20 protein-coding genes are annotated in these 24,962 nt (G+C 73.2%); 13 read left to right on the top strand and 7 right to left on the bottom strand.

What is annotated here, in order from left to right:
* Nucleotides 1-19 precede the first annotated feature (19 nt).
* Nucleotides 20-1,375, top strand: a complete 1,356-nt coding sequence (locus tag ASC77_RS15790) for a TolB family protein (RefSeq protein ID WP_056154956.1) — start codon at nucleotides 20-22, stop codon at nucleotides 1,373-1,375.
* A gap of 68 nt (nucleotides 1,376-1,443) precedes the next feature.
* On the top strand, nucleotides 1,444-2,568 hold the full coding sequence (locus ASC77_RS15785; RefSeq protein WP_056154953.1) for a CDP-glycerol glycerophosphotransferase family protein: 1,125 nt from the start codon (nucleotides 1,444-1,446) through the stop codon (nucleotides 2,566-2,568).
* A 6-nt stretch (nucleotides 2,569-2,574) separates the two neighbouring features.
* Here ASC77_RS15785 and ASC77_RS15780 read toward each other — a convergent pair whose 3' ends face one another.
* The gene (locus ASC77_RS15780; protein ID WP_056154950.1) at nucleotides 2,575-3,828 is read right to left on the bottom strand and encodes an acyltransferase family protein; all 1,254 of its coding nucleotides are present in this window, start codon (nucleotides 3,826-3,828) and stop codon (nucleotides 2,575-2,577) included.
* Nucleotides 3,825-5,738 (bottom strand): glycosyltransferase, encoded by a 1,914-nt coding sequence (locus tag ASC77_RS15775; protein ID WP_056154947.1) that lies wholly within the window; start codon nucleotides 5,736-5,738, stop codon nucleotides 3,825-3,827. The genes ASC77_RS15780 and ASC77_RS15775 overlap by 4 nt, the downstream gene beginning before the upstream one ends.
* 302 nt (nucleotides 5,739-6,040) lie before the next feature.
* Here ASC77_RS15775 and ASC77_RS15770 point away from each other — a divergent pair, with 302 nt between their 5' ends.
* Nucleotides 6,041-7,096, top strand: a complete 1,056-nt coding sequence (locus tag ASC77_RS15770) for a dihydrodipicolinate reductase (protein ID WP_056154945.1) — start codon at nucleotides 6,041-6,043, stop codon at nucleotides 7,094-7,096.
* Here ASC77_RS15770 and ASC77_RS15765 read toward each other — a convergent pair.
* The gene (locus ASC77_RS15765) at nucleotides 7,080-8,558 is read right to left on the bottom strand and encodes a DHA2 family efflux MFS transporter permease subunit (RefSeq protein WP_056154941.1); all 1,479 of its coding nucleotides are present in this window, start codon (nucleotides 8,556-8,558) and stop codon (nucleotides 7,080-7,082) included. The genes ASC77_RS15770 and ASC77_RS15765 overlap by 17 nt on opposite strands.
* A 108-nt stretch (nucleotides 8,559-8,666) precedes the next feature.
* Nucleotides 8,667-9,155 (bottom strand): glutathione peroxidase, encoded by a 489-nt coding sequence (locus tag ASC77_RS15760; RefSeq protein WP_056154938.1) that lies wholly within the window; start codon nucleotides 9,153-9,155, stop codon nucleotides 8,667-8,669.
* A 65-nt stretch (nucleotides 9,156-9,220) separates the two neighbouring features.
* Here ASC77_RS15760 and ASC77_RS15755 point away from each other — a divergent pair, with 65 nt between their 5' ends.
* The 4 genes from ASC77_RS15755 (at nucleotide 9,221) to ASC77_RS15740 (ending at nucleotide 15,503) form a co-directional block, all read left to right on the top strand.
* Nucleotides 9,221-10,258, top strand: a complete 1,038-nt coding sequence (locus tag ASC77_RS15755; protein ID WP_056154936.1) for a zinc-dependent alcohol dehydrogenase family protein — start codon at nucleotides 9,221-9,223, stop codon at nucleotides 10,256-10,258.
* Between the two features lie 9 nt (nucleotides 10,259-10,267).
* A complete protein-coding gene (locus ASC77_RS15750) occupies nucleotides 10,268-12,964 on the top strand; it encodes a DEAD/DEAH box helicase (RefSeq protein WP_056154934.1) in 2,697 nt (898 codons plus the stop codon).
* Nucleotides 12,961-13,611, top strand: coding sequence for a hypothetical protein (locus ASC77_RS15745; protein ID WP_056154931.1), 651 nt, complete (start codon nucleotides 12,961-12,963; stop codon nucleotides 13,609-13,611). The genes ASC77_RS15750 and ASC77_RS15745 overlap by 4 nt, the downstream gene beginning before the upstream one ends.
* A 98-nt stretch (nucleotides 13,612-13,709) precedes the next feature.
* The gene (locus ASC77_RS15740) at nucleotides 13,710-15,503 is read left to right on the top strand and encodes an IPT/TIG domain-containing protein (RefSeq protein ID WP_056154928.1); all 1,794 of its coding nucleotides are present in this window, start codon (nucleotides 13,710-13,712) and stop codon (nucleotides 15,501-15,503) included.
* An 8-nt stretch (nucleotides 15,504-15,511) separates the two neighbouring features.
* Here the strand turns inward: ASC77_RS15740 and ASC77_RS15735 are convergent, their stop codons facing one another.
* Both ASC77_RS15735 and trxA read right to left on the bottom strand, forming a co-directional pair.
* Nucleotides 15,512-16,054: a TetR/AcrR family transcriptional regulator gene (locus ASC77_RS15735; protein WP_056154926.1), complete on the bottom strand. Its 543-nt coding sequence runs from the start codon at nucleotides 16,052-16,054 to the stop codon at nucleotides 15,512-15,514.
* Nucleotides 16,055-16,074: 20 nt separating this feature from the next.
* Nucleotides 16,075-16,458 (bottom strand): thioredoxin, encoded by a 384-nt coding sequence (trxA, locus tag ASC77_RS15730; protein WP_056154923.1) that lies wholly within the window; start codon nucleotides 16,456-16,458, stop codon nucleotides 16,075-16,077.
* Nucleotides 16,459-16,544: 86 nt separating this feature from the next.
* Here trxA and ASC77_RS15725 point away from each other — a divergent pair, with 86 nt between their 5' ends.
* Genes ASC77_RS15725 through ASC77_RS15700 form a run of 6 tightly spaced genes read left to right on the top strand, consistent with a single transcriptional unit; the run spans nucleotide 16,545 to nucleotide 24,301 of the window.
* Complete coding sequence (locus tag ASC77_RS15725) at nucleotides 16,545-18,071, top strand: carboxyl transferase domain-containing protein (protein ID WP_156391179.1); 1,527 nt, start codon at nucleotides 16,545-16,547, stop codon at nucleotides 18,069-18,071.
* Between the two features lie 7 nt (nucleotides 18,072-18,078).
* Nucleotides 18,079-19,965: a biotin carboxylase N-terminal domain-containing protein gene (locus tag ASC77_RS15720; protein WP_056154919.1), complete on the top strand. Its 1,887-nt coding sequence runs from the start codon at nucleotides 18,079-18,081 to the stop codon at nucleotides 19,963-19,965.
* Nucleotides 19,958-20,881 carry a hydroxymethylglutaryl-CoA lyase gene (locus ASC77_RS15715; RefSeq protein ID WP_056154916.1) on the top strand — a complete coding sequence of 308 codons (924 nt, stop codon included), beginning with the start codon at nucleotides 19,958-19,960 and terminating at the stop codon, nucleotides 20,879-20,881. Before ASC77_RS15720 ends, ASC77_RS15715 begins: the two co-directional genes overlap by 8 nt.
* A 26-nt stretch (nucleotides 20,882-20,907) precedes the next feature.
* Nucleotides 20,908-21,996 carry a hypothetical protein gene (locus ASC77_RS15710; protein WP_056154914.1) on the top strand — a complete coding sequence of 363 codons (1,089 nt, stop codon included), beginning with the start codon at nucleotides 20,908-20,910 and terminating at the stop codon, nucleotides 21,994-21,996.
* Nucleotides 21,993-23,090, top strand: coding sequence for a hypothetical protein (locus ASC77_RS15705; protein ID WP_056154911.1), 1,098 nt, complete (start codon nucleotides 21,993-21,995; stop codon nucleotides 23,088-23,090). The genes ASC77_RS15710 and ASC77_RS15705 overlap by 4 nt, the downstream gene beginning before the upstream one ends.
* Complete coding sequence (locus tag ASC77_RS15700; protein ID WP_056154908.1) at nucleotides 23,087-24,301, top strand: hypothetical protein; 1,215 nt, start codon at nucleotides 23,087-23,089, stop codon at nucleotides 24,299-24,301. The genes ASC77_RS15705 and ASC77_RS15700 overlap by 4 nt, the downstream gene beginning before the upstream one ends.
* Here ASC77_RS15700 and ASC77_RS15695 read toward each other — a convergent pair.
* Nucleotides 24,262-24,951: an EcsC family protein gene (locus tag ASC77_RS15695; protein ID WP_082574809.1), complete on the bottom strand. Its 690-nt coding sequence runs from the start codon at nucleotides 24,949-24,951 to the stop codon at nucleotides 24,262-24,264. The two genes, ASC77_RS15700 and ASC77_RS15695, sit on opposite strands and share 40 nt — an antisense overlap.
* Nucleotides 24,952-24,962: the final 11 nt, after the last annotated feature.

Below are 24,962 nucleotides of genomic sequence, written 5' to 3'. Positions count from 1 at the left end.
CGGCGGCGCTGTTGTCGTCATGAGAACTCTCGCCCGCCTCGTCCTGCTGGTCGCGCTGCTGGCCTTCGGCCTGCCCGCCGTCGCAGCGTCGGCGCAGGCACCGGCACCGACGGCTCGCTCCGGGCACCTCCTCATCGAGGGCGGGGTGTTCAAGGTCCCGGGGGGCAGCCGGCCGCTGAGCTTCCGGTCGTGGTGCCAGCCGACCGTGTTCTCGCCCGACGGCTCGATGCTCGCCTCGGGGAAGCTGCTCCGGAACGGCTGTCGCGCCAGCACCCTCGTGATCCGGCGCGCGCACGGCCCGACGACCGAGCTGCCGCACCTCCAAGGGGGCGTCGCCACGTCGATCTCCTGGTCCCCGGACCAGACCCGGCTCGCCGTCTACCTCGCGAACAACACCGGCGACGAGATCTGGATCGCGAACGTCGACGGCTCCGGTGCCACGAAGGCCTACGACGGCGGCACCGGCGCGCTCCGGCTGGACTCGGACACGGTGAGCTGGAGCCCGGACGGGACCCGACTCGCGGTCTCCGGCACCGACAAGGTCCACCTCGCCGACCTCAAGCGTGGCGGCCGCTCGTACGTCGGGCAGATCTACACGATCCCGGTCCCCGGCGGCGCGCCGCAGCCCTACAACGTCCCCGACGTGGACCCGTCCTGCGCCACGTCCGTCGCGTGCCGCTCCGTCCGATACGCCGCGGCGCTGTGGTCGCCCGACGGCACGCACCTCCTCGCCGACGCGACGGACGTGACCTGGCGTGCGACGGGCGGCATCGACGCCTCGACGGCCGCGGCCACCGTCGCCGAGGCCGGCACGGCGCCGGAACGGCTGCGGACGCTCCGGCAGGTCTCCTACCCGGCGAGCGCGCGGCCGAACATCGGCACGCCGTCCTTCGCCCACTGGTGGTCCGCCGACGGCCGGACCGTGATCTCCGCGACCGTTCCGCCGGCGGGAGCTCCGGACCTGCCCGGCCTGGAGCCCTACGCCTACATCGACGTCGCCACCCACCGCGCGAAGCGCGTCGGTCCGCCGCGCAGCGTCGTCTACGACTGGCAGCCCTGCCCGACCGGCACCTGCGTGGTGTGGCCGGCGGGCAGGAAGCCGTCGGTGGCGATCACTGCCGTCCACCCCGCAACCGGCAAGCACGACCCGCTGAGGATCGTCGGCGCGGTGTCGCCCCGTCAGCCGTCCGACCGGGTGCGGCTGTGGCTGGACGTGCGCCGCGGTGGCGAGTGGAGGCCATTCGCCTACACGTACGCCCGGCCCAGCAGCCGTGGCCGCATGCTCGGGTACTTCTACGAGCGGCCGAAGTCCGGTCGGTGCCGGGTCGTGGCGACGTACCTGCTGCAGTCCGCCGTCCGCCCGGTCAAGTGCTGAAAGGCACCCCGGGAGGGCGCCTGGATCCCGGTTGCACGGCTGAAACAACCGGGACGTAGCCTTCGCTGGTGAACCACGCTTCTGTCCTGGCCTACTTCGCCGACGACCCGACCCGCAGCTACCAGCTCATCCAGTGGCTGCCCGTGCTGGAACAGCTCGACCAGCACCATCGGGTGGCGATCGTGGCGCGGGACGCGGACACGGTCGCAGTGCTCGAGACCCGGACCGACCTGCCGATCACGCTGGCGCCGTCGTTCGCCGAGCTGCACGAGCTGTACGCCGAGTCGGACGCCCAGGTCGTCCTCTACTGCAACAACTCGATGCACAACTTCCAGTCGCTCCTGGACAGCCGCAAGCTGCACGTCCACATCAACCACGGTGAGAGCGACAAGCAGAGCATGGCGAGCAACAACGCCAAGGCCTACGACCGCGTCTTCGTCGCCGGCGAGGCCGCCGTGCAGCGCCACGAGGCAGGGTTGCTGGAGTTCGACATCTCCCGCCTGGTGCGGATCGGCCGGCCCCAGCTCGACCTGCGCCCGCCCGCCCTGCTGGAGCCGAGCGCTCGCCGTACGGTGCTCTACGCGCCGACCTGGGAGGGCGACGCCGAGTACAACGACTACACCTCGGTCGACACGATCGGCGCCGACATCGTGCGCGCCGTGCTCGACGTCCCGGACGTGCGGCTGGTCTACAAGCCGCACCCCAAGGTCACCACCAGCAAGGTCCCGGCCGTCATCGCCGGCCACCGCGAGATCCTCGACCTGGTCGCGGAGGCCGGCGGCGAGCACTGTGCGGTCACCAGCGGCGACATCCTCGCCGTGATGCCGGACTGCGACGCGATGATCACCGACGTGTCCTCGGTGGGCCTGGACTGGCTCTACCTGCGCACCGAGAAGCCGATCTTCATCACCGACCGGCACCACGACGCGGAGCGGCTCCGGCAGGAGGTGCCGGTCAGCCGCTGCGCCGACGTGCTCGACGAGGTCGATGTCGCCGGGCTGACCGCGCTCGTCGCCGCTCGGCTCGACCACGACGAGCACCACCTGGCGCGGGTCGCCATGCGGCACCACTACTTCGACGACCACCAGGTCGGCGACAGCACCACCCGGTTCCTCGAGTCGGTCTCCGAGCTGGTCGCGCTGCGCGACCGGCTGCTCGGAGCCGACCCGACGGGTGAGGCCATCACCGCCTAGGGGCGCCTAGACCCGCTCCATCCGGTCCTCGGCGGCGAGGTGTGCGTAGTAGTCGCGCGGTCGACCCCGCCTGTCGGTCAGCGCGAGCAGGCGCAGCCCGGCGGGCTCGACAGTGCGGGCGCTGAGCCAGGCGAGGGCGAGGCTCGGCACCGCGACCAGGACGGCCGAGATGAGGAAGAACGCGCCCGGGCGCCCGGCTGGCAGGAAGCCGTGGCTGCCCAGGAGGCGCATCACCGGCTCGTGGATCAGGTAGACGCCGTAGCCGAGGGTGCCGACCCAGACCAGCGGCTTCCAGTCCCAGGCCCGCGACCACGGGCCGTCGTGGAGCACGATGCCGGCGAGGGCGGTGGCGACGGCGACGGCGTACATCGGGTGCCACCACTCGCTCGTCGTGGTCCCGACGGGTCGGGAGAGCACGAGGGCGATCAGGGCGGCGACGCCGGTGAGGCCGAGCGCGATCCGCGCCGATCGGCCGAGGCGTACGCCGGCCGCGACGAGCACCGCCAGCGCCATCCCGATCGCGAAGTCGCCGCCGCGGGTCAACGGGGAGAACCACACCGACCAGTCGGTCTCGGGCTGGTGGGTCGCCGAGGCCCAGGTCAGGTAGATGACCGAGACGGTCGCGCACAGCGCCGGCAGCGCGGCGGCCACGGCCAGGCGGCCGCGGCGCGTCTCGCGACGCTCCATCAGCCGGTAGACGACCGGGACGGCGAGCGCCATGAGCACGTAGAAGTGGAACTCGACCGCGAGCGACCACGCCGGGCCGTCGGTCCAGAAGATGTACTGGTCGCTGTAGACCTGGGTGAAGGTCAGGTGCATGAGCAGGTCCTGCCAGTGGCCGGGCAACGACGGGTTCGTCGTCACCCACACCGCCAGCACGATCGCGTAGTAGAGCGGCAGCAGTCGCGCCATCCGGCGCATCAGCAGCACGCGGCCCGGCCGGGCCGCGACGCCATGGGCGCACGCCAGCGCGATCGGCATCCAGAGCACCAGCCCAGACAGCACGAAGAACATGTCGACGAAGAGGTCCGTGCCCAGCATCAGCTGGTGCGCGGTGCCGCTCCAGGGCCAGGTGGACCCGGGACCGGTGCGGTTGTACTGGTACGCGTGGAAGGTGACGACGGCCAGCGCCGCCAGCCCTCGCAGCCAGCCCAGCGGGAACGGCGCCGGTCGGGCCGGGGGCGGCAGGTCGGTGCCGCGCGGTGCGGCGTCGCCGTCGATCGTCGGGTCGGTGGGACGGGTGAGCTGGGTGACGCTCATGCTGCGACCTCCTCGGGCTCGTGGTCGGTGGAGTGGGCGCGGCCGGCGCTGCGTGGCGTGACCACCCAGCGGTGCTCGCCGCGCAGCTGCTTGAGCTGGGCGACCCGGTTCACGATGTTCTTCAGCTCGGTGTAGAACGCGATGTTGGCGAAGGCCGACGCGACGAACCAGCGCGGGTGCTCGCGCAGCTCGGGGGCGGCCAGCCGCCAGGCGGCGATCGTCTGCAGGGGACCGGAGGCCGTGGTGAGCAGCGTCAGCAGCAGGAAGATCGGCGACGTCAGGTCGAGTCCTCCGTCGCGCCACGCCAGGAAGCCGAGCAGCGGCCAGGTGAGCAGCGAGATCCAGGGGTAGATCTCGCGCCAGCCGAGCAGGTGGACGACGCCGAGCCGCTGGCGCACGGTCAGGCCGGGCTGGGTCAGGATCGGCATCAGGTGCCGGATCGACACCTGGAACCAGCCCTGGGCCCAGCGCATCCGCTGGTTCCAGAGGGCCTTGGTCGTCTCGGGCGCCAGCTCGCGGCTGACGAGGCCGGGGTCGTTGACGATCCGGCCGCCGGCCTCGAGGACGCGCATCGACGACTCGATGTCCTCGGTCAGGAACGACCCGCGCAGGCGGATCCGCTCCAGGGCGGAGGTGCGCCAGTAGCCGTTGGAGCCGCCGAAGATCCCGAACCCGAAGAGCCGGGCCCGGCCCGGGTGGGCGACGGCGTAGATCTGCTCGAACTCCACGGCGATCAGCTTCGCCAGGGCGGAGTCGTCGCCGTTGCGGATGACGCAGTGGCCCTGCACGACGTCCGCGCCGTCGGCGATCCACCGCCAGGCGCGGTCGAAGGCGCCCGCCATCGGGTGGTGGTCGGCGTCGAAGATGCCGACGAACTCGCCCTCGGCGACGCGCAGCGCCGCGTTGACGTTCTGCGCCTTCGAGGTGCTGTCCGGCACCTTGAGCACGGTCAGGTCGGGGTGCTCGGCCGCCAGCGCGGAGAGCTCGTCCTCGACCTCGAGCGCGATCGGCGTGTTGTAGGCGACCACGGTCTGCAGGCCGCCGTCGTACTCCTGGGAGAGGAACGTGTGGATCGTCTCGACGATCGTGTCCGCCTCGTTGGGCAGGTACGCCGGGATGATCGCCGTCGCCCGCGGAGCCGGACCGGGCGGAGCGTCCGGGACCGTCGGCGGCTCGACCGCGTGCGAGCACTCGGCCCAGATCGTGCCGGCGGTGAGCGTGAGCGCGCCGACCAGGAGCCAGTACAGGGGCGTGGAGAGGTCGAGCCCGACGGCGTACAGGCCGACGAGTGCCAGGAACGGGACGACCAGGCAGCCGAGCGTGGCCCAGACGACCTGGCGGCTCGCCGACCACCAGCTGACGACGGGGTGCCGCTGGCGGATGTGGGCGCCGCTCGAGCGGGGCTGGAGGTCGCGGCCGCGGACCGACTCCTCGGCCGCGGAGGCCGCGTGGTCCTCCGCGGTCTGCGGGTCCTGCTTGCGGGAGATGTGGGCCCAGCCGACGCCGAGGTCGACGACGCCGTGCCGGTCGGCGACCCCGTCGAAGGCCTCGACCGCGTGGTAGGCCATCTCCTGGAGCCGGACCGGGCGGGCGTCGCGGTCCTCGCGGCGCAGCCGCAGGGTGAGCCGGCCGTCCGGGGTGGCGGCGACGACCTCGCCGGGGTGCAGGTGCAACGTCATCCTGGCGGCGACCTGCTGGACCACCTCGACGGGCGGCCGGACGCTGGCGGTGACGTCGTCACCCGGAGCGGCGAAGACGGGGTCGATGACCGCGATGATCTCGCGGGGACGGTCGGGGGTGACCGCGGCGAGCGGTCGGCGGACGGGTGGCTCGACGACGTCCTGCGTCGAACCGACCCGACCCTGCGTGTGCGCCATCCGGGAGGCGCGGGGGTCGAGGGAGAGGGACACGGGCGTGACCTTTCGGGGATCGGCGGACCGGCCGCCGGGTAGGGCGGGCGCGGGCGGTGCGATGCCGGCCGGCCCCGCGATGGCGGGGGCTCGGACAACCGGCGGAAAGGCGCGCTGCGTGAGTCGCGCTGGTCCATCCACCGTGTCGAGACCCGGGTGCCCGACGCAAGTCGGGAGCGACGTGCGTCGAGTCACGCGATGACCGTCACAGCCGGATTCCCGCTCAACCGCGGGCGCGTTCACACGATCTTCATCGCATCCTCAGGCTGGACCACCTGTAGAACACGTTCTAGTCTGCGGCCATGGACAGACCTCTGCGCGTCATCCAGTGGACGACCGGCAACATCGGCCGGCGCTCGCTGCACGCCATCATCGGCCGACCCGACATGGAGCTGGTCGGCGTGTACGCCCACGGCGCCGACAAGGTCGGCAAGGACGCCGCCGAGCTGTGCGGCTGGCCGACCCCGACCGGCATCGTCGCCACCAACGACATCGCGGCGCTGGTGGCGCTGGGCGCCGACGCCTGCTGCTACAACCCGCTCTGGCCGAGCATCGACGAACTCTGCGCGCTGCTCGAGTCGGGGGTGAACGTGTGCACCTCGGCCGCCTGGATCACCGGCGGCAAGCAGACGCCCGAGGACCGCGAGCGGATCGAGAAGGCGTGCGAGAGCGGCCGCGCCTCGATCTTCGGCAGCGGCGCGCACCCGGGCATGACCAACATGGTCGGCATGGTGCTCAGCGGCTCCTGCGAGCGGGTGGACGAGATCCGGATCACCGAGTCGGTCGACTGCTCGACGTACGAGAGCGCCGAGACCCAGCGGGCGATGGGCTTCTCACTCGACCCGGAGACACCGGGTCTCGCGGAGTCGGTGCGCCGGGAGAGCGAGGTGTTCGCCGAGTCGGCCGCCATGATGGCGGACGCGCTCGGGGTGACGCTGGACCGGATGAGCTTCGACGTGGAGTTCACCGCGGCCACCGGCGACAGCGACCTGGGCTTCATGACGATCCCGGCCGGCACCGTCGGGGGCGTGATGGGCTACCACCGCGGCTGGGTCGGCGACCGCAACGTCGTCAGCGTCGGCTTCAACTGGACGATGGGCGAGCACGTGGTGCCGCCCAAGCCGCTCCAGCACGGCCACGTGATCCAGGTCTTCGGGGTGCCCAACATGCGCACCGTGCTGCACTGCCTGCCGCCGAAGGACTGGTCCGAGGGCTTCATGGACCTCGGGATGATCTACACGGCGATGCCGGTGACCAACGCGGTGCCCTACGTCGTCGCCGCCCCGCCCGGCATCGTCACGCTCGCGGACCTGCCGCCGGTCACGGGGCGGGTCGCCGTGCTCAGTGACCGACCATGAGCGCCGGGTCGACCTGGTGCTCGATCTTCTTGCGGGGCAGGAAGAACGCCGGGACCAGGACCAGCGCGACCAGGACGGCACCGACCAGGAAGACGTCGCCGTAGACGTCGGCGGTCGCGCTCGGGACCTGCTCGGGCGGCGTGGACGCCGTGATGCTGTCGAGCAGCCCGTTGGTCAGCAGCACCGTGAAGACGGCGGTGCCGATCGAGGCGGCGACCTGCTGGACGATGTTCATCAGCGTCGAGCCGCGGGCGATCGTGTGGTCGCGCAGGGTGGCCAGTGCCGACGACATGATCGGCATCATCGTGCCGCCCATGCCGAGGCCCATGACGAAGAGCGAGAACATCAGGAACGCGTACGAGGTGGTGTCGGTCAGCGTCGAGAACATCCCGAGCCCGATGGCGGTGACGCTGATGCCGACCAGCACGATCTTGCCGGGGCCGATCTTGTCGGCGAGCACGCCGGCGATCGGCATCGTGATCATCGCGCCGAAGCCCTGCGGCGCCAGCAGGAGGCCGGCGTGCAGCGCGTCCTCCTGGCGGACCTGCTGGAAGTACAGCGGGAAGAGGAGGCCGGCGCCGAAGAACGAGATCGCGAAGAGCGACATCGCGATGATGGCGATGGTCATGTTGCGGTTCTGGAAGAGGCGCAGGTCGATCAGCGGGTGCTCGTTGCGGCGGTTGAGGGCCCACGGGATGAAGCCGACGATGAGGATCGTGCCGATGACGACGGGGACGACGACCTTGGTCGCGAAGAAGGTGCCCGTCTCGGGGATCGTCGAGATGCCGTAGAGGAACAGGGCGAGGCCGGGGGAGAGCAGCACCATGCCCAGCCAGTCGAAGGACTCGGAGGGCTGCACGTCGTCCTTCGGCAGCGCGATCGAGGCGTAGACGATCGCGGCGACGCCGATCGGGACGTTGATCAGGAAGATCCAGTGCCAGCTGGCGACGTCGATCAGCAGGCCGCCCAGGATCGGGCCGAAGATGGGGCCGAGCAGCATCGGGATGCCCATCACGGCCATGACGCGACCGATTCGCTCCGGGCCCGCGGCCCGGGTCAGGATCGTCATGCCGAGCGGCATCAGCATGCCGCCGCCGAGGCCCTGGAGGACGCGGAAGGTCACCAGCATCGGGAGCGACGTCGCCAGGGCGCAGAGCGCTGAGCCGAGGGCGAAGAGCACGATCGCGGTCAGGTAGAGCCGCTTGGTGCCGAACCGGTCGGCGGCCCACCCGGTCAGCGGGATGACCGCGGCCAGGGCCAGCGTGTAGCCGGTCATCGTCCAGGCGACCTGGGCCGCCGTGGCGTCGAAGACCTGGGTGAAGGTCTGCAGCGCGACCGAGACGATCGTGATGTCGAGGATCGACATGATGGCCCCGAGCACGACCACGCCCGCGATCACGAGTACCTGGCGGTCCAGCTTGTCGGAGGCCGGGGCGGGCTGGGTGGGGGTCTCGGTGCTCACCGAACGAGGCTAGGCGGGCCCGCCGACAGGGTCATCCGACTTTCGTCGCCCCGCGGGGTGGTCTTGGTCACCAGGTGAGTGCAACGAACCCGCCGCCGGGAGCGGAGCTCATCCGAGCTGGGCCTCGATCGCGCTGACGAGGGTCGGGTCCTCCGGGACGACGCCGGGGCTGAAGCGAGCCACGACGGAGCCCGAGCCGTCGACGAGGAACTTCTCGAAGTTCCACTGCACGTCGCCGGTCTCGCCCTTCTCGTTGGGCGTGTCGACGAGGCCCTGGTAGATCTCGTGCCGGTCGTCGCCGTTGACCTCGATCTTCTCGGTCATCGGGAAGGTCACGCCGTACGTCGCGGAGCAGAACTCCTGGATCTCCTCGGCGCTGCCCGGCTCCTGGCCCATGAACTGGTTGCAGGGCAGCCCGACGACGGTGAAGCCGCGCGCGGCGTACTTCTCCTGGAGCTCCTCCAGACCCGTGTACTGCGGGGTGAGCCCGCACTTGCTCGCGACGTTGACCAGCAGGGCCGGCTTGCCGCCGGTGAGCTCGCCGAGCGTCGCGGCGGTGCCGTCGAGCCGGGCGATGGAGGAGTCGAGGATCGTCATGACTACGAGCGTAGAACCACCGGCCACGTCCCGGGACCCGGTCCCCTTCCTGGGACGATGTGCCCGTGCGTGCGGTGGTCATCGATGCGGTCCGAGCCGAGCCCGAGGTGCGGGAGGTGCCGTCGCCGTCCGCGCCGGCGGGCGGGGTCGTCGTCCGGGTGATGGCGACCGGGCTGTGCCGCAGCGACTGGCACGCCTGGGCCGGGCACGACGACGACATCGTCTTCCCGCACGTCCCCGGGCACGAGCTCGCCGGCGTGGTGGTGGAGGTCGGTGCGCGCGTCAGCAGGTGGCGCGTGGGCGACCGGGTGACGGTGCCGTTCGTCTGCGGCTGCGGCCGGTGCCAGTGGTGCCTGGCGGGCGACGCCCAGGTCTGCCCGGACCAGCAGCAGCCCGGCTTCACGCACTGGGGCTCGTTCGCCGAGGAGGTCGTCCTCCACGCCGCGGACACCAACCTCGTGGCCCTGCCTTCGTGCGTCGACTACGCGACCGCCGCCGCGCTCGGGTGCCGGTTCGCCACGGCGTACCGTGCGCTGGCCGGTCGGGCCCGCGTGCAGGCTGGCGAGTGGGTGACCGTCGTGGGTGCCGGAGGAGTCGGGCTGAGCGCGGTGATGATCGCCCGCGCTCTCGGCGGCCGCGTGGTGGCGGTGGACCGCAACCCGGAGGCGCTCGCCGTGGCGACGCGGCTGGGCGCCGAGCACGTGGTGCTGGCCGACGGCGCCGACGTGCCGGACGTGGTGGCCGGGCTCACGGACGGCGGCAGCCACGTCGCCCTCGACGCGGTCGGGAGCGAGCAGACCTGCGCGGACGCCGTCCTGAGCCTGCGTCGCCGCGGGCGACACGTCCAGGTGGGGCTGCTGCCGCCGGTCGACGGCCATCCCCGGGTGCCCATGGCGCGGGTGATCGGCTGGGAGCTCGACCTGCTGGGCAGCCACGGGATGGCCGCCGTCGACTACCCCGCGATGCTGGAGCTCATCGAGCAGGGCGCGCTTCGCCCCGACCTCCTGGTCGAGCGGTCCATCGACCTCGACGAGGCGGCCCGGCTGCTGCCGGCGTTCGACCGGGCCACGCTGGCCGGCATCACTGTCGTCGTCCCCGGCTAGTTTCTAGACGTGTCCTTCGTCCCCCTCACCGGTCCGGCGACGTTCCGCGCCGGTGAGCCGCCCCGCGAGGGGGTCGTGGAGTTCACCGACGAGCGACGCACGGTCGCGCTCCCGATCCGGGCCGCCCTGCCGGTCCTGACGAAGGCCCGCAACCGCGACGACCTGCACCCGAGCGTCGGGCTGCTCTCCGGGGCCGCCCTGCTGGGGATGCGCTTCGTGGCAGCGGGCAAGTTCGCGCCGCAGTCCTCCTCGCCGGGCGGTCCGCCGAGCTGGCGGGTCAGCGGTCTCGACGAGGACGACGAGGAGCGCATCGAGATGCTCGCGCGGGCCCAGCGCGAGGACGAGCGGGTGGTCCGCGACCTGATCGACGCCGTCGCCGACGCGATGCCGCGGCAGCCTCCGGTCGAGGTGCCCGACCGCCGGCGGGAGCCGTCGGGCCCGTCACGCCCGTCGTTCGAGGAGCGCCTCCAGGCCCGCCTGGCCAAGCACCGCCGCGTGGACCCGACCGACCTGCCGCAGCTGGTGCGGCTGTCCGTCCGGGTCGAGGCCGACGAGGAGGAGCTGGTCGCGGGCGCCGTACGCCTGGTGCCGCAGGTGCACGACGAGCAGAACCCGCTGCACCTCTGCGACCTTGCCGAGCTGTGGACGCACGGCGCGGCCGAGCACGGGTTCGGCGACCGGGCCCGCACCCACGCGACCATCGCCCTGCGGGCCGCGGCCGACGCCTGGCCGGTGCTCGACCGGCTGCTCGAGCTCCGGGTGCCCGACCAGCTGACCCTCGACACCGACGAGCTGGTCAGCCTGCTCGACCAGGGCGTCGGCGCGCTGCGCGAGCGCGGCGTCGACGTGCTGTGGCCGCGCAGCCTGGGCCGCGACCTGAGCGCCACCGCGACCCTCGACCGGGCGTCCCCGGCCGCGCCGCGCGAAGAGCCGCTCAACGAGCCACTGCTCGGGACCGAGGCGCTCTTCGCGTTCCGGTGGCAGGTGGCCCTGCACGGCGACCCGCTGAGCGACGCGGAGATGGACCAGCTCGCGTCGTCCGCGACGCCGCTGATGCGGCTGCGGGGCAACTGGACCGTCGTGGACCCGTCGATCGTCCGCAAGGCACGCAAGCGGCTGCTGCGCACGGTGAAGCCTGCCGAGGCCGTCGCCGCCGCGCTGACCGGCATCGTCCAGACCGGCCCCGAGGAGGGCCAGCAGGAGCAGGTCGTCGTCGGGGCCAGCCTGCTCAAGGTGCGGGAGCAGCTGCTGTCCGCGGCCACCCGTGAGCCGGTCGAGCCGCCGGCTGCGCTGACCGCGACGCTGCGCGACTACCAGCGACACGGGCTGACCTGGCTGGCCGAGCTGACCTCGCTCGGGCTCGGCGCGTGCCTCGCCGACGACATGGGTCTCGGCAAGACGATCACGCTCATCGCGCTGCACCTGCACCGCCACGAGGCCGGGGCGACCGGGCCGACGCTGGTCGTCTGCCCGGCCAGCCTGCTCGGCAACTGGGAGGACGAGGTACGCCGCTTCGCGCCCGGCACACCGGTCGTCCGCTTCCACGGCAGCGCGCGTGAGCTCGACGGCGCCGCGGACGGGTTCGTGCTCACGACGTACGGGACCATGCAGCGGGACGCCGAGCGGCTGGGCGCTGTGCCGTGGGACCTCGTCGTCGCCGACGAGGCGCAGCACGTCAAGAACCCACGGACGTCGACCGCCCGGGCGCTGCGCACCATCCCGAGCGCGGCCCGGGTCGCGCTGACCGGCACACCCGTCGAGAACAACCTGACCGAGCTCTGGGCCATCCTGGACTGGGCGATCCCCGGGCTGCTCGGCAGCCGCAACGCCTTCCGCAAGGCGTGGGCCGCGCCGATCGAGTCGGGCCGCGAGCCGACGAAGGCGGCGCAGTTCGCGGAGCTGATCGGCCCGTTCCTGCTGCGGCGGCGCAAGTCCGACCCGGGCATCGCGCCCGAGCTGCCCGCCAAGACCGAGACCGACCACCGGATCGGGCTGACCCGCGAGCAGGTCGTCCTCTACGAGTCGTTCGTGCGCGACATCATGGAGCGCATCGAGCGCGCCGACGAGGACACCCGGCGCGGGCTGGTGCTCAAGCTGCTCACCGGGCTCAAGCAGATCTGCAACCACCCGGCCCAGTTCCTCAAGCAGTCCGCGGTGCGGCTGGCGGGGCGCTCGCAGAAGATCGACCTGCTCGACGAGCTGCTCGGCACGGTGCTCGCCGAGGACGGCGCCGCGCTGGTCTTCACGCAGTACGTCGCGATGGGGCGCCTGCTCGAGGCACACCTGGAGCGCGCCGGCGTACCGCACCAGTTCCTGCACGGCGGTACTCCGGTGCGCGAGCGGGAGGCGATGGTGCGCCGCTTCCAGGCGGGCGAGGCGCCGGTGTTCCTGCTGTCGCTGAAGGCCGGCGGCACCGGGCTGAACCTGACCCGCGCCGACCACGTGCTGCACGTCGACCGGTGGTGGAACCCGGCCGTCGAGGAGCAGGCCACGGACCGCGCCTACCGGATCGGGCAGACCCGGCCCGTGCAGGTGCACCGGATGATCACCCGCGGCACGATCGAGGAGCGGATCGCCGAGATGCTCGGCCGCAAGCGGGCGCTGGCCGACGCCGTGCTCGGCCGCGGCGAGGCGGCGCTGACCGAGCTCAGCAACGACGAGCTGCGCGACCTGGTCACCCTGCGCCCGGACGCCCGCGACTCATGACGGGCGCCGTCCTCCACCCCCGGGTCCCGCAGCGGCGCGGAGCCGCACGGGCCACCACCTGGTGGGGCAAGGCCTGGGTCCGCGCGGTCGAGGAGGCGTCGTACGCCGAGGCCGACCTGCGCGCCGCCCGGACCTTGGCCCGCGGCGGCCATGTCGGGCAGATCGCGACCGAGTCGGGGCGGTACGTCGCGTCCGTCGACGACGCACGCGGCCTCTGGACGGTCGAGGGGTCGCTGCCGGTGCTCGACGCCGCGGGCGTGGCCGCGCTGGTGGAGACGGTCGCCGCTGCCGCGGGCAGGGTGGCCGCGCTGGTGGCGGGCGAGCTGCCCCACGACCTGGTCGAGCAGGCCGACGAGGCGGGGGCGGAGCTGCTGCCGAGCGGGTTCGAGCTCGGCTCGACCTGCGGGTGCGACCACTGGACCGACCCGTGCGTGCACGCGCTGACGGTCCTCTACCAGCTGGCCTGGCTGGTCGACGCGGACCCGTTCGTGCTCTTCCAGCTGCGTGGGCTGCCCCGTGACGACCTGCTCGCCCGGCTGCACGCGCGGCAGGTGTCGACGATCGAGGTGGACGCCGACCTCGACCACGCCGTCGAGGCCGCGCTGTACGCCGCCCGGATCCTCGACGAGGACGAGCCGGCCGGTTGAGACCGGTTCCCCAAGTCGAGTGATGAACGGGGTCGGCGCCGGTGCCACCCTGGCCCGTTGGGTGGCGCGGTCGCGCTCCCGTGGCACCGGGAGTCGACATGATCGCTGCACGAGTCCGCACGCTGCTCGCCACCTCCTCCGCGCTGGTGCTCGCCCTCCCGGTCGCGGTCGCCGTCCCGGCCGCCGCGCTGACCCCAGCCGCCTCGCACGCCACCGCGCCCCCGGTCGTCACACGACTGTCGTCGACGTCCGGGCCGACGACGGGTGGCACCCGGGTGACCGTCACGGGCCGGCACTTCACGAAGGTCACGTCGGTGCGCTTCGGCCGGACCCCGGGGCTACGGGTGCGGGTGCGGTCGGCGACCCGCCTGGTGGTGACCGCCCCCGCACACGCGGCCGGCGTCGTGCCGGTGCGCGTCGTGACGCGGCACGGGACGTCGAAGGTCGTGCGGACCGGTCGATTCCGGTTCCGGGCCACCGACTGGGTCGCGTCGACCCTGCCCCGCCCGACGGACGCCGCCGCGGCCCCGACGTTCCGGGCGGCGGCCTGCTGGAGCGACCAGCACTGCGTGGCGACCGGGACCTACCGCCAGCGATCGGGCAACGACGGTGCTGTGGCGTGGACGCTCACCGGGACCCGCTGGACCGCCGCCCGCGTGCCGGTGCCGGCAGATGCGGCGACCAACGCCGCGCCGTTCCCCCTGCAGGTCTCCTGCGGTGCCGCCGGTCACTGCGCGGCGTACGCCGTCTACACCGCGCACCGCGACGGGCGCGACCAGGACGCCGACCTGCTCTGGGCCCGGTCCGCCGGTCGCTGGGCCGTGACCTCCGCGCCGGTCCCGGCAGATGCCGACCCGGGCACCACCGGCGACGTCTGGGCCGTCACCTGCGCCGGCGCGGTCTGCGCCGCACGAGGCACCTACGAGTTCGGGGGCAACGCGCGCCCGGCGCTCTGGACGCTGACCGGCGGCACCTGGTCGGTGGCGAGCGCACCCCTGCCCGCCGACGCAGCCCGCGTCGACCTCGGTGCGGTCGAGGGCCTGGCGTGCGGCCCGGGCGCCGACTGCGCGGCGAGCGGGCTCTACGTCGCCAACCCGGGCCTGACCTCGCGCCGGGTGGTGTGGCGGCTCACCGGCACGGGGTGGGAGGCGACCGCGCTGCCCACCGGGCCGGCGTACGCACAGACGGTGGACTTCGCCACCGCGTGCGGGCCGGCGGTGTGCCTCGCGGCGATCGACCTGACGATCACCGGCGGGCGCGGCACCGCGCTCTGGACGCTCGCCGGCGGTGCCTGGACGTCGACCGACCTGCCGCTGCCCGCGGGCGCCCAGGCGGGGACGGGGCACCTGGCCGAGGTCGCCTGTCCGGCGTCCGGCGGGTGCGTCGCGGTCGGCAGCTACACGGACACCGCCGGCGACGGGCAGGGCGCCCTGTGGAGCAGGTCGACGGCCGGTACCTGGACCGTGACCCGGACGGCGCTGCCGTCGGACGCGGCGCAGAACCCGCGCGTCGTGGTGCGTCGCCTCGCCTGCAGCGCGCAGGGCACCTGCCTGGCGACGGGCTCCTACGTGCACCACAGCGGCGGGAGCGACGTCGACGACACGGCGCAGTACGACCGACTGCAGTGGACGTACGCCGCCGGGAGGTGGACCCTGCTGGCGCGGTTCGGCACCACCGCGCGCGCTGCCGGAGACCCGGCGCTGCTGTCGTGCGGCAGCGGCTACTGCGTCCGCTTCGACGGCTACCAGACGTTGTGGACGCTGGACGGCGGCCGGTGGCGACGGTTCTCGCCGGGCGTGAGCGCCGGACTCCTCGGGCTCGCGGAGGGGGGCGGTGTCGCCTTCGGGCACGACACCGGCTTCCGGCCCGCAGCGTGGGTCTACGTCGGCTGACGCCGAGGTCAGCCCAGCGCGCCGAGCGCCATCCGGCTGAGCAGCTCCCGCATCCGGGCGTCGGGCAGCAGCCCGCTGTGCGGGGTGGAGTTGATCAGCCCGAACGCGGCGTGCGCCATCGACCGCGCCGTCGGCAGGTCGAGGGCCGGGTCGAGCAGTCGGAGCTCGGCGGCCCACAGGTCGACGTACTCGCGCTGCAGGGCGCGCACCTGCTCGCGTGCCTCGGCCGGCAGCGACTCCCAGTCGCGGTCCTGGACGACGATCAGGGGCCGGTGCCGCAGCGCGAAGTCGACGTGCCAGTCGACCAGCGCGGCCAGTGCGGCCTGGGGATCGGGCGTCTCGGCGACCCGTCGCCGGCCCTCGCGGAGCAGCTCCTCGCTGATCGACACGAGCATCTCCGCGAGCATCGCCTGCTTCGACGGGAAGTGCTTGTAGAGCGCCGGCCCGGAGATCCCGCACGCCGCGCCCAGGTCGGCCACCGAGACCCCGTGGTAGCCGCGCTGGGCGAACAGCTCCGCTGCGGTCTCCAGGATCTGGTCCCTGCGGCTCATGCCGCTCAGGTTAGTGGGTGTTAACCCTGCTCGGGCTGCTGTCCGCCCTGCTGCTCGGCGATCTGGCGGCGTACGTCGTCCATGTCGAGGTCCTTGACCGCCGTGATCACCTGCTCGAGCGCGGGCGCGGGGAGGGCGCCGGGCTGGCTGAAGACCAGGATGCCGTCGCGGAAGGCCATCAGCGTCGGGATCGAGGTGATCTGAGCGGCGGCCGCCAGGGACTGCTCCGCCTCGGTGTCGACCTTGCCGAAGACGACGTCGTCGTGGCGACCGGCCGCGTCCTCGTAGACCGGGGCGAACTGCCGGCACGGGCCGCACCACGACGCCCAGAAGTCGACGAGGACGATGCCGTTGTCGACGACGGTCTGCTCGAAGGTGTCCGCGGTCAGCTCGGTGGTGGCCATGCCGTTCTCAACGGCTGGAGGACGACGGATGTTCCCAGCGGTGGACCCGTAGGTTAACGATCGCTAACCTAGGTGGGGTGACCCACATGAAGGAGCTCGTGGACGACCTGCGCGAGCGGCTCGCCGCTGCGCGGCAGGGCGGCAGCGAGGCGGCCCGGACCAAGCACACCGACCGCGGCAAGCTGCTGGTCCGCGACCGGGTCGACCGGCTGCTCGACCCGGGCAGCCCGTTCCTGGAGCTCAGCCCGCTCGCCGCGACGGGCATGTACGGCGGCCCCGGCGAGTCGCCCGTCCCCAGTGCCGGCGTCGTGACCGGCATCGGCCGGGTCAGCGGCCGCGAGGTGGTCGTGGTCGCCAACGACGCGACCGTCAAGGGCGGCACCTACTACCCGTTGACCGTCAAGAAGCACCTGCGCGCGCAGACCGTCGCGGCCGAGAACCGGCTGCCCTGCATCTACCTCGTCGACTCCGGTGGCGCGTTCCTGCCGATGCAGGACGAGGTGTTCCCGGACCGCGAGCACTTCGGGCGGATCTTCTTCAACCAGGCCAACCTGTCCGCGCAGGGGATCCCGCAGATCGCGAGCGTGATGGGCTCGTGCACCGCCGGTGGCGCGTACGTGCCGGCGATGTCCGACGAGACGGTCATCGTGCGCAACCAGGGCACGATCTTCCTCGGCGGCCCGCCGCTGGTGAAGGCCGCGACCGGCGAGATCGTCACCGCCGAGGAGCTCGGTGGCGGCGACGTCCACGCCCGTACGTCCGGCGTCGTCGACCACCTCGCCGAGGACGACGCGCACGCCCTCGCGATCGTCCGCAGCATCGTCGGCACGCTCGAGCGCCGGCCCGCTGGGGCGCCGTACGAGCTCGCTCCCGTCGAGGAGCCCCACGAGGACCCGTCCACGCTGTACGACGTCGTGCCCGCCGACACCCGGACGCCGTACGACGTCCGCGAGGTGATCCGCCGCGTCGTCGACGGCAGCCGGTTCCACGAGTTCAAGAAGCTGTACGGCGAGACGTTGGTGACCGGGTTCGCGCACATCTGGGGCCACCCGGTCGGCATCGTGGCCAACAACGGCATCCTCTTCAGCGAGTCCGCGCTCAAGGGCGCGCACTTCATCGAGCTGTGCAACCAGCGCGGCATCCCGCTGGTCTTCCTGCAGAACATCTCCGGATTCATGGTCGGCAAGGAGTACGAGAACGGCGGCATCGCCAAGGACGGCGCCAAGCTCGTCACGGCCGTCGCCTGCTCGGTCGTCCCGAAGTTCACCGTCGTCATCGGCGGCTCCTTCGGCGCCGGCAACTACGGCATGTGCGGGCGCGCCTACGACCCGCGCTTCCTCTGGATGTGGCCCAATGCGCGGATCTCGGTGATGGGTGGCGAGCAGGCCGCCTCGGTCCTCGCGACCGTCGCCGGCAAGCCCGACGACGAGGACTTCAAGGCGCCGATCCGCGAGCAGTACGAGACGCAGGGCTCGCCCTACTACGCCACGGCCCGCCTCTGGGACGACGGCATCATCGACCCCGCCGACACCCGACGCGTCCTCGGACTCGGCCTCGCGGCCGCCGCGAATGCCCCGACCCCGACGCCGTCCTACGGCGTCTTCCGGATGTGATGCGCCGATGAGCAGCAGCGTGAAGACCCTCCTCGTCGCCAACCGTGGCGAGATCGCGCTCCGCGTCATGCGCACGGCCACGGCCATGGGCATCCGCACGATCGCGCTCTTCACCGACCTCGACGCGGACGCCCCGCACGTGCGCGCCGCCGACGACGCGGTGCGCGTCCCGAGCTATCTCGACATCGACTCCGTCGTCGCCGCGGCCCAGCAGGTCGGCGCCGACGCGGTCCACCCCGGCTACGGCTTCCTCTCCGAGCGGGCCGCCTTCGCCCGCGCGCTCGAGACGGCCGGCATCAAGCTGGTCGGCCCGTCCGCCGACGTGATGGACCGGATGGGCCGCAAGGACGCGGCCCGCGAGATCGCGATCGCCGCGGGCGTGCCGGTGGTGCCGCAGGGCGAGCCGACCGACGACGCGAGCTACCCGGTGCTCGTGAAGGCCGCCGCCGGTGGCGGCGGCAAGGGCATGCGCGTCGTCCGCTCCGCCGAGGAGTACGACGACGCCGTGGCCGCGGCCAGGCGCGAGGCGCTGTCGTCGTTCGGCGACGACACGATGCTCGTCGAGAAGTACGTCGAGCACGGCCGTCACATCGAGGTCCAGGTGCTGGCAGACGCCCACGGCAACGTCGTGCACCTCTTCGAGCGCGACTGCTCCACCCAGCGCCGCCACCAGAAGGTGCTGGAGGAGGCGCCCGCGCCGACCATCACCCCGGAGATACGCGAGCTCGTCACGAGCAGCGCGGTCGCGCTCAGCAGGCACGTCGGCTACGAGAACGCCGGCACCGTCGAGTTCCTGCTCGACGCCGACACCGGCGAGGCCTACTTCCTGGAGATGAACACCCGCCTCCAGGTCGAGCACCCGGTCACCGAGGCCATCACGGGGCTGGACCTGGTCGAGCTCCAGCTGCGGGTGGCCGCCGGTGAGCCGCTGCCCATCACCCAGGCCGACGTCACCGTCACCGGCCACGCCATCGAGGCGCGGGTGTACGCCGAGGACTCGTTCGGCGGCTTCCTGCCCCAGGCCGGTGCGACGAGCATCGTGCGCTGGCCGGCCGGGGTGCGGGTCGACCACGCGCTCGAGCCGGAGCAGGTGGTGAGCACGTCGTACGACCCGATGCTCGGCAAGGTCATCGCTCACGGAGCGACGCGGGAGGACGCGCGCCGAGCCCTGGTCGACGCCCTCGACCGGACCGCGATCCTCGGCCTCACCACCAACACCGGGTTCCTGCGGGCGCTGGCGGCCAGCGACGAGTTCCGCGACGCCACGATCGACACGGCCTGGCTCGACACGGCAGTGGTCGAGAAGCCCGACGACGAGCTGCCGCGGATCTTCGTGGCCTGGGTGAGCGCGATGCTCACCGCGGTCGTCGACGCGGGCCACCCCTTCCAGTCCGACGGCTGGCGCTCGGGCGCCGACCCGGCGCCGACCATCGTCGAGCTCGACCGCCCGGTCGTCGTCGACCGCGCCCGCGGGACCGTCGACGGGACCGAGGTCCGGCAGGTGTCGGCCGCCGACCACACGCTGGTGCTCGCCGTCGGCGGCACCCGCCACGTCGCCGTCGTCAACGTGCAGCCGCACGTCGCGGAGGTGTCCTACCGGGGCCAGCGGTTCGCCTTCGAGCGGCCCGACGTCTTCGGCGACCACGCGGCCGACGTCGGCGACGGCACGATCACCTCGCCCATGCCCGGCACCATCCTCGACGTACGCGTGGCCGACGGCGACCGCGTCGAGGCCGGCCAGGTGCTCGTCGTCCTCGAGGCGATGAAGATGGAGCTGTCGCTCAAGGCGCCGTTCGACGGCACCGTCACCGCGCTGGCCGCGACCACCGGTGCGCAGGTCGCGCTCGGTGCGACCCTGCTGGAGGTCGAGATGGAGGTGCAGCCCGATGAGTGACCTGCCCATGACCGTCCGAGCCGACGGCCTGCCCGACCGGGTCACGATCTACGAGGTCGGCCCGCGCGACGGGCTCCAGAACGAGAAGGCCCTCGTCCCCACCGACGTGAAGGCCGAGTTCGTACGCCGTCTCCTCGCCGCCGGCCTGCCGATCGTCGAGGCCACCAGCTTCGTGCACCCGCAATGGGTGCCCCAGCTCGCCGACGCCGCCGACCTGATGGAGCTGCTGGGCGAGGCCGGCCGGGACTGCCCCGTGCTCGTCCCCAACGAGCGCGGCCTCGACCGGGCCCTCGAGCTCGGCGCCCGGCACGTCGCGATCTTCGGCTCCGCGACCGAGACCTTCGCGCAGAAGAACCTCAACCGGAGCCTCGACGAGCAGTTCGCCATGTTCGAGCCGACCGTCCGTCGCGCCCGCGACGCCGGTCTCGACGTCCGCGCCTACGTGTCCATGTGCTTCGGCGACCCGTGGGAGGGCGGCGTGCCCGTCGACCAGGTCGTCAGCGTCGGCAAGCGGCTCTTCGACCTCGGCGCCAGCCAGCTCAGCCTCGGCGACACCATCGGCGTCGGCACCGCCGGGCACGTGACCGCCCTCGTCGACGCGTTCGGCCGGGCCGGCATGGGCACCGACCAGCTCGCGATGCACTTCCACGACACCTACGGGCAGGCGCTCGCGAACACGCTCTCCGCGCTGCGCGCCGGCATCACGACGTACGACGCGAGCGCCGGCGGGCTCGGCGGCTGCCCCTACGCCGAGAGCGCCACCGGCAACCTCGCGACCGAGGACCTGGTCTGGATGCTGCGCGGCCTCGGCATCGAGTGCGGTGTCGACCTCCAGCAGGTGGTCGACACCAGCGTCTGGATGGCGGGGCACCTCGGCCGGCCGAGCCCCTCGGCGGTCGTCCGCGCGCTCGCGTAGCCGGGGCCTGCGGCAGAATCCTCGACATGGCCGACGTCGTCTACCTCCATGTGGGTTCGCCCAAGACCGGGACCACCTACATCCAGGACCGGCTCGCGCTGAACCGGGCGGCCCTGGCCCGCCACGACGTCCGCTACCCGATCGGCCTGCGCGCCGACATGTTCCACGCCGCCCTCGACCTCGTCGAGCGTCCGTGGGGCGGCCTGCTCGCCGACTCGAAGGGCGAGTGGGACGCCCTGGTCAAGCGGACCCGACGCGCGCACGGCACCGTCGTGATCAGCCACGAGATCCTCGCGGGCGCCACCCGTGAGCAGGTCGAGCGGGCGGTCACGTCGCTCGCGCCGGCCCAGATCCACGTGGTGCTGACCGCCCGCGACATCGCGCGCCAGGTGCCCGCGGAGTGGCAGGAGCGGCTCAAGCACCAGCGCCGCCTGTCGTACGGCAAGTTCGTCCGCCGGATCCAGAAGACCCGCACCGGCGTCGCGCAGTCATTCTGGCAGGTCCAGGGCGTCACCCAGGTCCTCGAGCGGTGGAGCCGCCAGCTGCCGCCCGACCAGGTCCACGTCGTCACGGTGCCGCAGCCCGGCGCGCCGCACGGCGAGCTGTGGCGCCGCTTCTGCCGGGCGGTCGGGGTGGACCCGGCCTGGGCGCCGCTCGACAGCGTCCGCCGCAACCCGTCGATCGGGGTCGCCGAGAGCGCGATGCTGCGCCGCCTCAACACCCGGCTCCGGCGCGCGGACGTGGACCACGCCGACTACCGCGCCCTGGTGCGCCAGCTGCTCGTCCACGACACGCTCGCCGCGGGCAAGAACACGGACCGGCTCACCCTGCCGCCCCCGTGCTACGACTGGGCCGACGAGATCGCGGACTCCTGGCGGGAGTGGATCATCGGCTCCGGCGTCGACGTGGTCGGCGACCTCGACGACCTGCGTCCGGTGCGTCCGCCGGCCGACGCGGTCTGGCTCAACCCGGACCGGGCCCGGCCCCGTGACGTCGCCGACGCGGCGCTCGACGCCCTGGTCGCGATGATCGAGGAGGCCGCCCGGCGCGACGACCCCGACGAGCACCTCAGTGCGCGGGTCACCAAGGTCGCCAAGCGGCTGCGGGAGCGATGACGGACGCCGGCGACACCCCCGGCCTCCGGCGCGCCTGGGGCTGGGCCGCCCACCTGCGTGACGGCGGTACGACGCCGTGGCGCGACTGGTCCGCCGAGGGGGCTGCGCACGGCCGGCACCTCCCCGGGGCCCAGCAGCTCGAGCTGCTCCGTCGCCTGAACGCGTCCGGCCCGGTCCCGGCCGCCCTCGCCGGCCGGGTGCTCGAGGCGAGCGCGCCCGGCCGCGGCCGCCCCGACCTCGAGCTGGCCGGCTCTGTCGAGCCGCTCGCGTTCGGACCGCCGCCCGTCGACCCCGCCGACCTCGACGCCGACGAGCTGCTCCGGGTCGCCACCGCCCTCCTCGCCGAGGACGTGCACGGCGCGGGGCTGCCGGTGTCGACGCCGCCCCGACCGCGGCCGTGGCGCACCCGCTACCGGCTGCTCGGCGACCCGATGCTCACCGATCCGCGGCGCGTCGACCTGGTCTCGCGCGGCCGGCCGCCCGGCGGCCGCAACGAGCTCGTCCTGGTGGTCGGCACCGACGTCGGGCAGATGCTCGTCGACGCCTGGACCGCCCGGAGCATCGGGAGCGGCGTGACCCCGTGGTCCGACTGGATCGGGCGCGCCGCCCGGCTCGACGAGCTGCCCGACCGCATCGACCTGCCCCGGCTGGCGCGGACCGCGGCCGAGCGGGTCGGCGTACGCCGGGTGCGGGTCGTGCTCGACGTCGACGCGCTGCCCAAGCTGGTCGGCGTGCGCCGCCCCCTGGCCGCGGCACCGGCGCTCTCGGCGGACGCCGTCGAGCTGGCCCGGCGCACCGGGCAGGTCCTCGCCCTGCTGGCGGTGCCCGCGGAGCGGCGCGCCCTCCTGCGCCAGGTGCTGGTGCCCCGCCTGGCCGAGCACCCCGGTCCGGCGCTGGTCCTGCCGCCGCGCCGGGCCCGCTGGGCGCGCGAGCGGGCCCGCACCATGCGCGACGCGGTGGTCCGCGCTGGCTACCCTGTCCTCGGCGATCCCGACGGCCTGCTGCCCGTCGAGCGCCCCGGCGTCACGCAACCCTCGGACGCCGGCGTCCTGGCGCTGGCCCTGCGCCTGCTCCTCGAGAAGAAGGTCCCGTGAGCTCCCGCGTCCTGCTGCACGTCGGCACCCCGAAGACGGGTACGTCGTACCTGCAGGACGTGCTGTTCCGCAACCAGCGCACGCTCGACGCGGCCGGCATCCTCTACCCGGCCGACCGCTTCGACGCCCACTTCCTGGCCGCCCTCGACCTGATGCGGATGCCGTGGGGTGGTCTCGAGACCCAGGCCGTCGGCCGCTGGGACGACCTGGCCGCCCAGGTGCGCCGGCACGAGGGCACCTCGATCATCAGCCACGAGATCCTCGCGACCGCGTCGCGGGCCCAGGTCGGCCGGGCGCTGACGTCGCTCGGGCACGACGACGGCACCGAGATCCACGTGGTCGTGTCGGTGCGCGACCTGGTGCGTCAGATCCCGGCCGAGTGGCAGGAGAACGTCAAGCACCGCACCGGCCTCTCCTACCGCGCCTTCCTCGACGAGATCCGGGACCCGCGGCGCGAGTCGCGGATCGCCACCTGGTTCTGGGGCGTGCAGGAGCTGCCCGACATCCTGAACCGGTGGGGTGGCGACCTGCCCCCGGAGCGTGTGCACCTCGTCACCGTGCCCCCGCTCGGCGGTCCGCAGGAGCTGCTGTGGAAGCGGTTCAGCACGGTGTTCGGCCTCGACGGGCTCGACCTCACCCTCGAGGCCGAGCGCACCAACCCGTCGCTCGGCGTCCCCGAGACGGCGCTGGTCCGCCGCATCAACCGCGCTGCCAACCAGGAGCTCGAGCCCGCGGACTACCGGCCGCTGGTGCGCGAGCTGCTGGCCCACCAGACGCTGTCCCGCCGCACGCAGTCGCCCCGCCTGGCCCTGCCGCCGGACCTGCACCCGTGGGTCGCCGACGTCACCGCCTCGTGGCTCGACGAGATCGCGCGGCGCGGCTACGACGTCGTCGGCGACACCGCGGACCTGGTCGGCGCGCCGCCGGTCGCGGAGTACGCCGACCCCGACCACCCCGACGAGGCCCAGGTCGCCGACGCGGCCGTCGACGCGCTCAAGGCCACCCTCCTCGAGGGCGCTCGCCTGCGGCGCCGCGAGGGCGAGCTGCAGGCCGAGCTCGACGCGGCCTACCGCGCGCTCGAGCGCTCCTACCTGCGCCCGACGTACCGCTGGCGCGAGAAGGCCGTGCGACGGCTGCAGAGCAGCGGCGTCGGCCGGCGTGCGCTCGCGGGCTACCGTCGCGTGCGGGGGCGGAGCTCGCCGGCGGCGTAGTGGCCGATCTGGTACGTCGCGACGCCGTCGACGCCCATCCCGACGATGCCCCCGACGACCGGGACCTTGCGGGCCACGGCGATGGCCGCGTGCTTGCCGGCGACCTTCGTGACCATCTCCGACGTCACCTCGGCGGAGAGGACGCGGACGATCTCGGGGTCGTGCACCGGCGCCGTGGCCAGCGCCATCGGCGGCGCCGGGATCTTGCTGGCCCGCACCAGGGCGTCGACCCGGTCCTCGCCGAGCAGGCAGGCCAGCACCGCGTTGCGCACCCGCGGGTCCTCGAGGTCGTAGCCGCGCAGGTGCGCGATCACGGCCACCATCCGGGCCTGGATCAGCGCGAGACCGGTGATGTTGGTCGGGATCGTGACCATCGCCGTGAACGCACCGCCGACGCTGGTCAGCATGCCCTGGGCGCCGGCGTAGCGGACGTGGTCGTCGATCACGGACCTGATGGCCTTCTTCACCTTGCCGTCGTGCTCGTCGAGCTGGCGCTCGGCCGTGCGCGCCGCGGGTGGCAGCGGACCGATCCCGTGGATCGCGCGGCGCAGCGCCTCCTGCACGAACGTCGCGTTGAGCTCGGGGGCGAGCGCAGGCATCCGGGGCGCGACGTACCTGCCCGCCATCCTGGTGATGCCGCCCTTGGCCATGTCGGCATCGT

It is taken from the genome of Nocardioides sp. Root1257, from assembly GCF_001425175.1.
In the GTDB taxonomy this organism is placed as follows: domain Bacteria; phylum Actinomycetota; class Actinomycetes; order Propionibacteriales; family Nocardioidaceae; genus Nocardioides.
The sequence above is the reverse complement of the archived record's forward strand: the minus strand, read 5'-3'. Positions and strand labels throughout refer to the sequence as shown.

Excerpts from the sequence above, each read along its gene's own strand:
- ASC77_RS15790 (WP_056154956.1), top strand. The coding sequence starts at position 20 with ATGAGAACTCTCGCCCGCCTCGTCCTGCTGGTCGCGCTGCTGGCCTTC.
- ASC77_RS15780 (WP_056154950.1), bottom strand. The coding sequence starts at position 3,828 with ATGAGCGTCACCCAGCTCACCCGTCCCACCGACCCGACGATCGACGGC.
- ASC77_RS15770 (WP_056154945.1), top strand. The coding sequence starts at position 6,041 with ATGGACAGACCTCTGCGCGTCATCCAGTGGACGACCGGCAACATCGGC.
- ASC77_RS15760 (WP_056154938.1), bottom strand. The coding sequence starts at position 9,155 with ATGACGATCCTCGACTCCTCCATCGCCCGGCTCGACGGCACCGCCGCG.
- ASC77_RS15745 (WP_056154931.1), top strand. The coding sequence starts at position 12,961 with ATGACGGGCGCCGTCCTCCACCCCCGGGTCCCGCAGCGGCGCGGAGCC.
- ASC77_RS15740 (WP_056154928.1), top strand. The coding sequence starts at position 13,710 with ATGATCGCTGCACGAGTCCGCACGCTGCTCGCCACCTCCTCCGCGCTG.
- ASC77_RS15735 (WP_056154926.1), bottom strand. The coding sequence starts at position 16,054 with ATGAGCCGCAGGGACCAGATCCTGGAGACCGCAGCGGAGCTGTTCGCC.
- trxA (WP_056154923.1), bottom strand. The coding sequence starts at position 16,458 with ATGGCCACCACCGAGCTGACCGCGGACACCTTCGAGCAGACCGTCGTC.
- ASC77_RS15725 (WP_156391179.1), top strand. The coding sequence starts at position 16,545 with ATGAAGGAGCTCGTGGACGACCTGCGCGAGCGGCTCGCCGCTGCGCGG.
- ASC77_RS15720 (WP_056154919.1), top strand. The coding sequence starts at position 18,079 with ATGAGCAGCAGCGTGAAGACCCTCCTCGTCGCCAACCGTGGCGAGATC.
- ASC77_RS15715 (WP_056154916.1), top strand. The coding sequence starts at position 19,958 with ATGAGTGACCTGCCCATGACCGTCCGAGCCGACGGCCTGCCCGACCGG.
- ASC77_RS15710 (WP_056154914.1), top strand. The coding sequence starts at position 20,908 with ATGGCCGACGTCGTCTACCTCCATGTGGGTTCGCCCAAGACCGGGACC.
- ASC77_RS15705 (WP_056154911.1), top strand. The coding sequence starts at position 21,993 with ATGACGGACGCCGGCGACACCCCCGGCCTCCGGCGCGCCTGGGGCTGG.
- ASC77_RS15695 (WP_082574809.1), bottom strand. The coding sequence starts at position 24,951 with ATGGCCAAGGGCGGCATCACCAGGATGGCGGGCAGGTACGTCGCGCCC.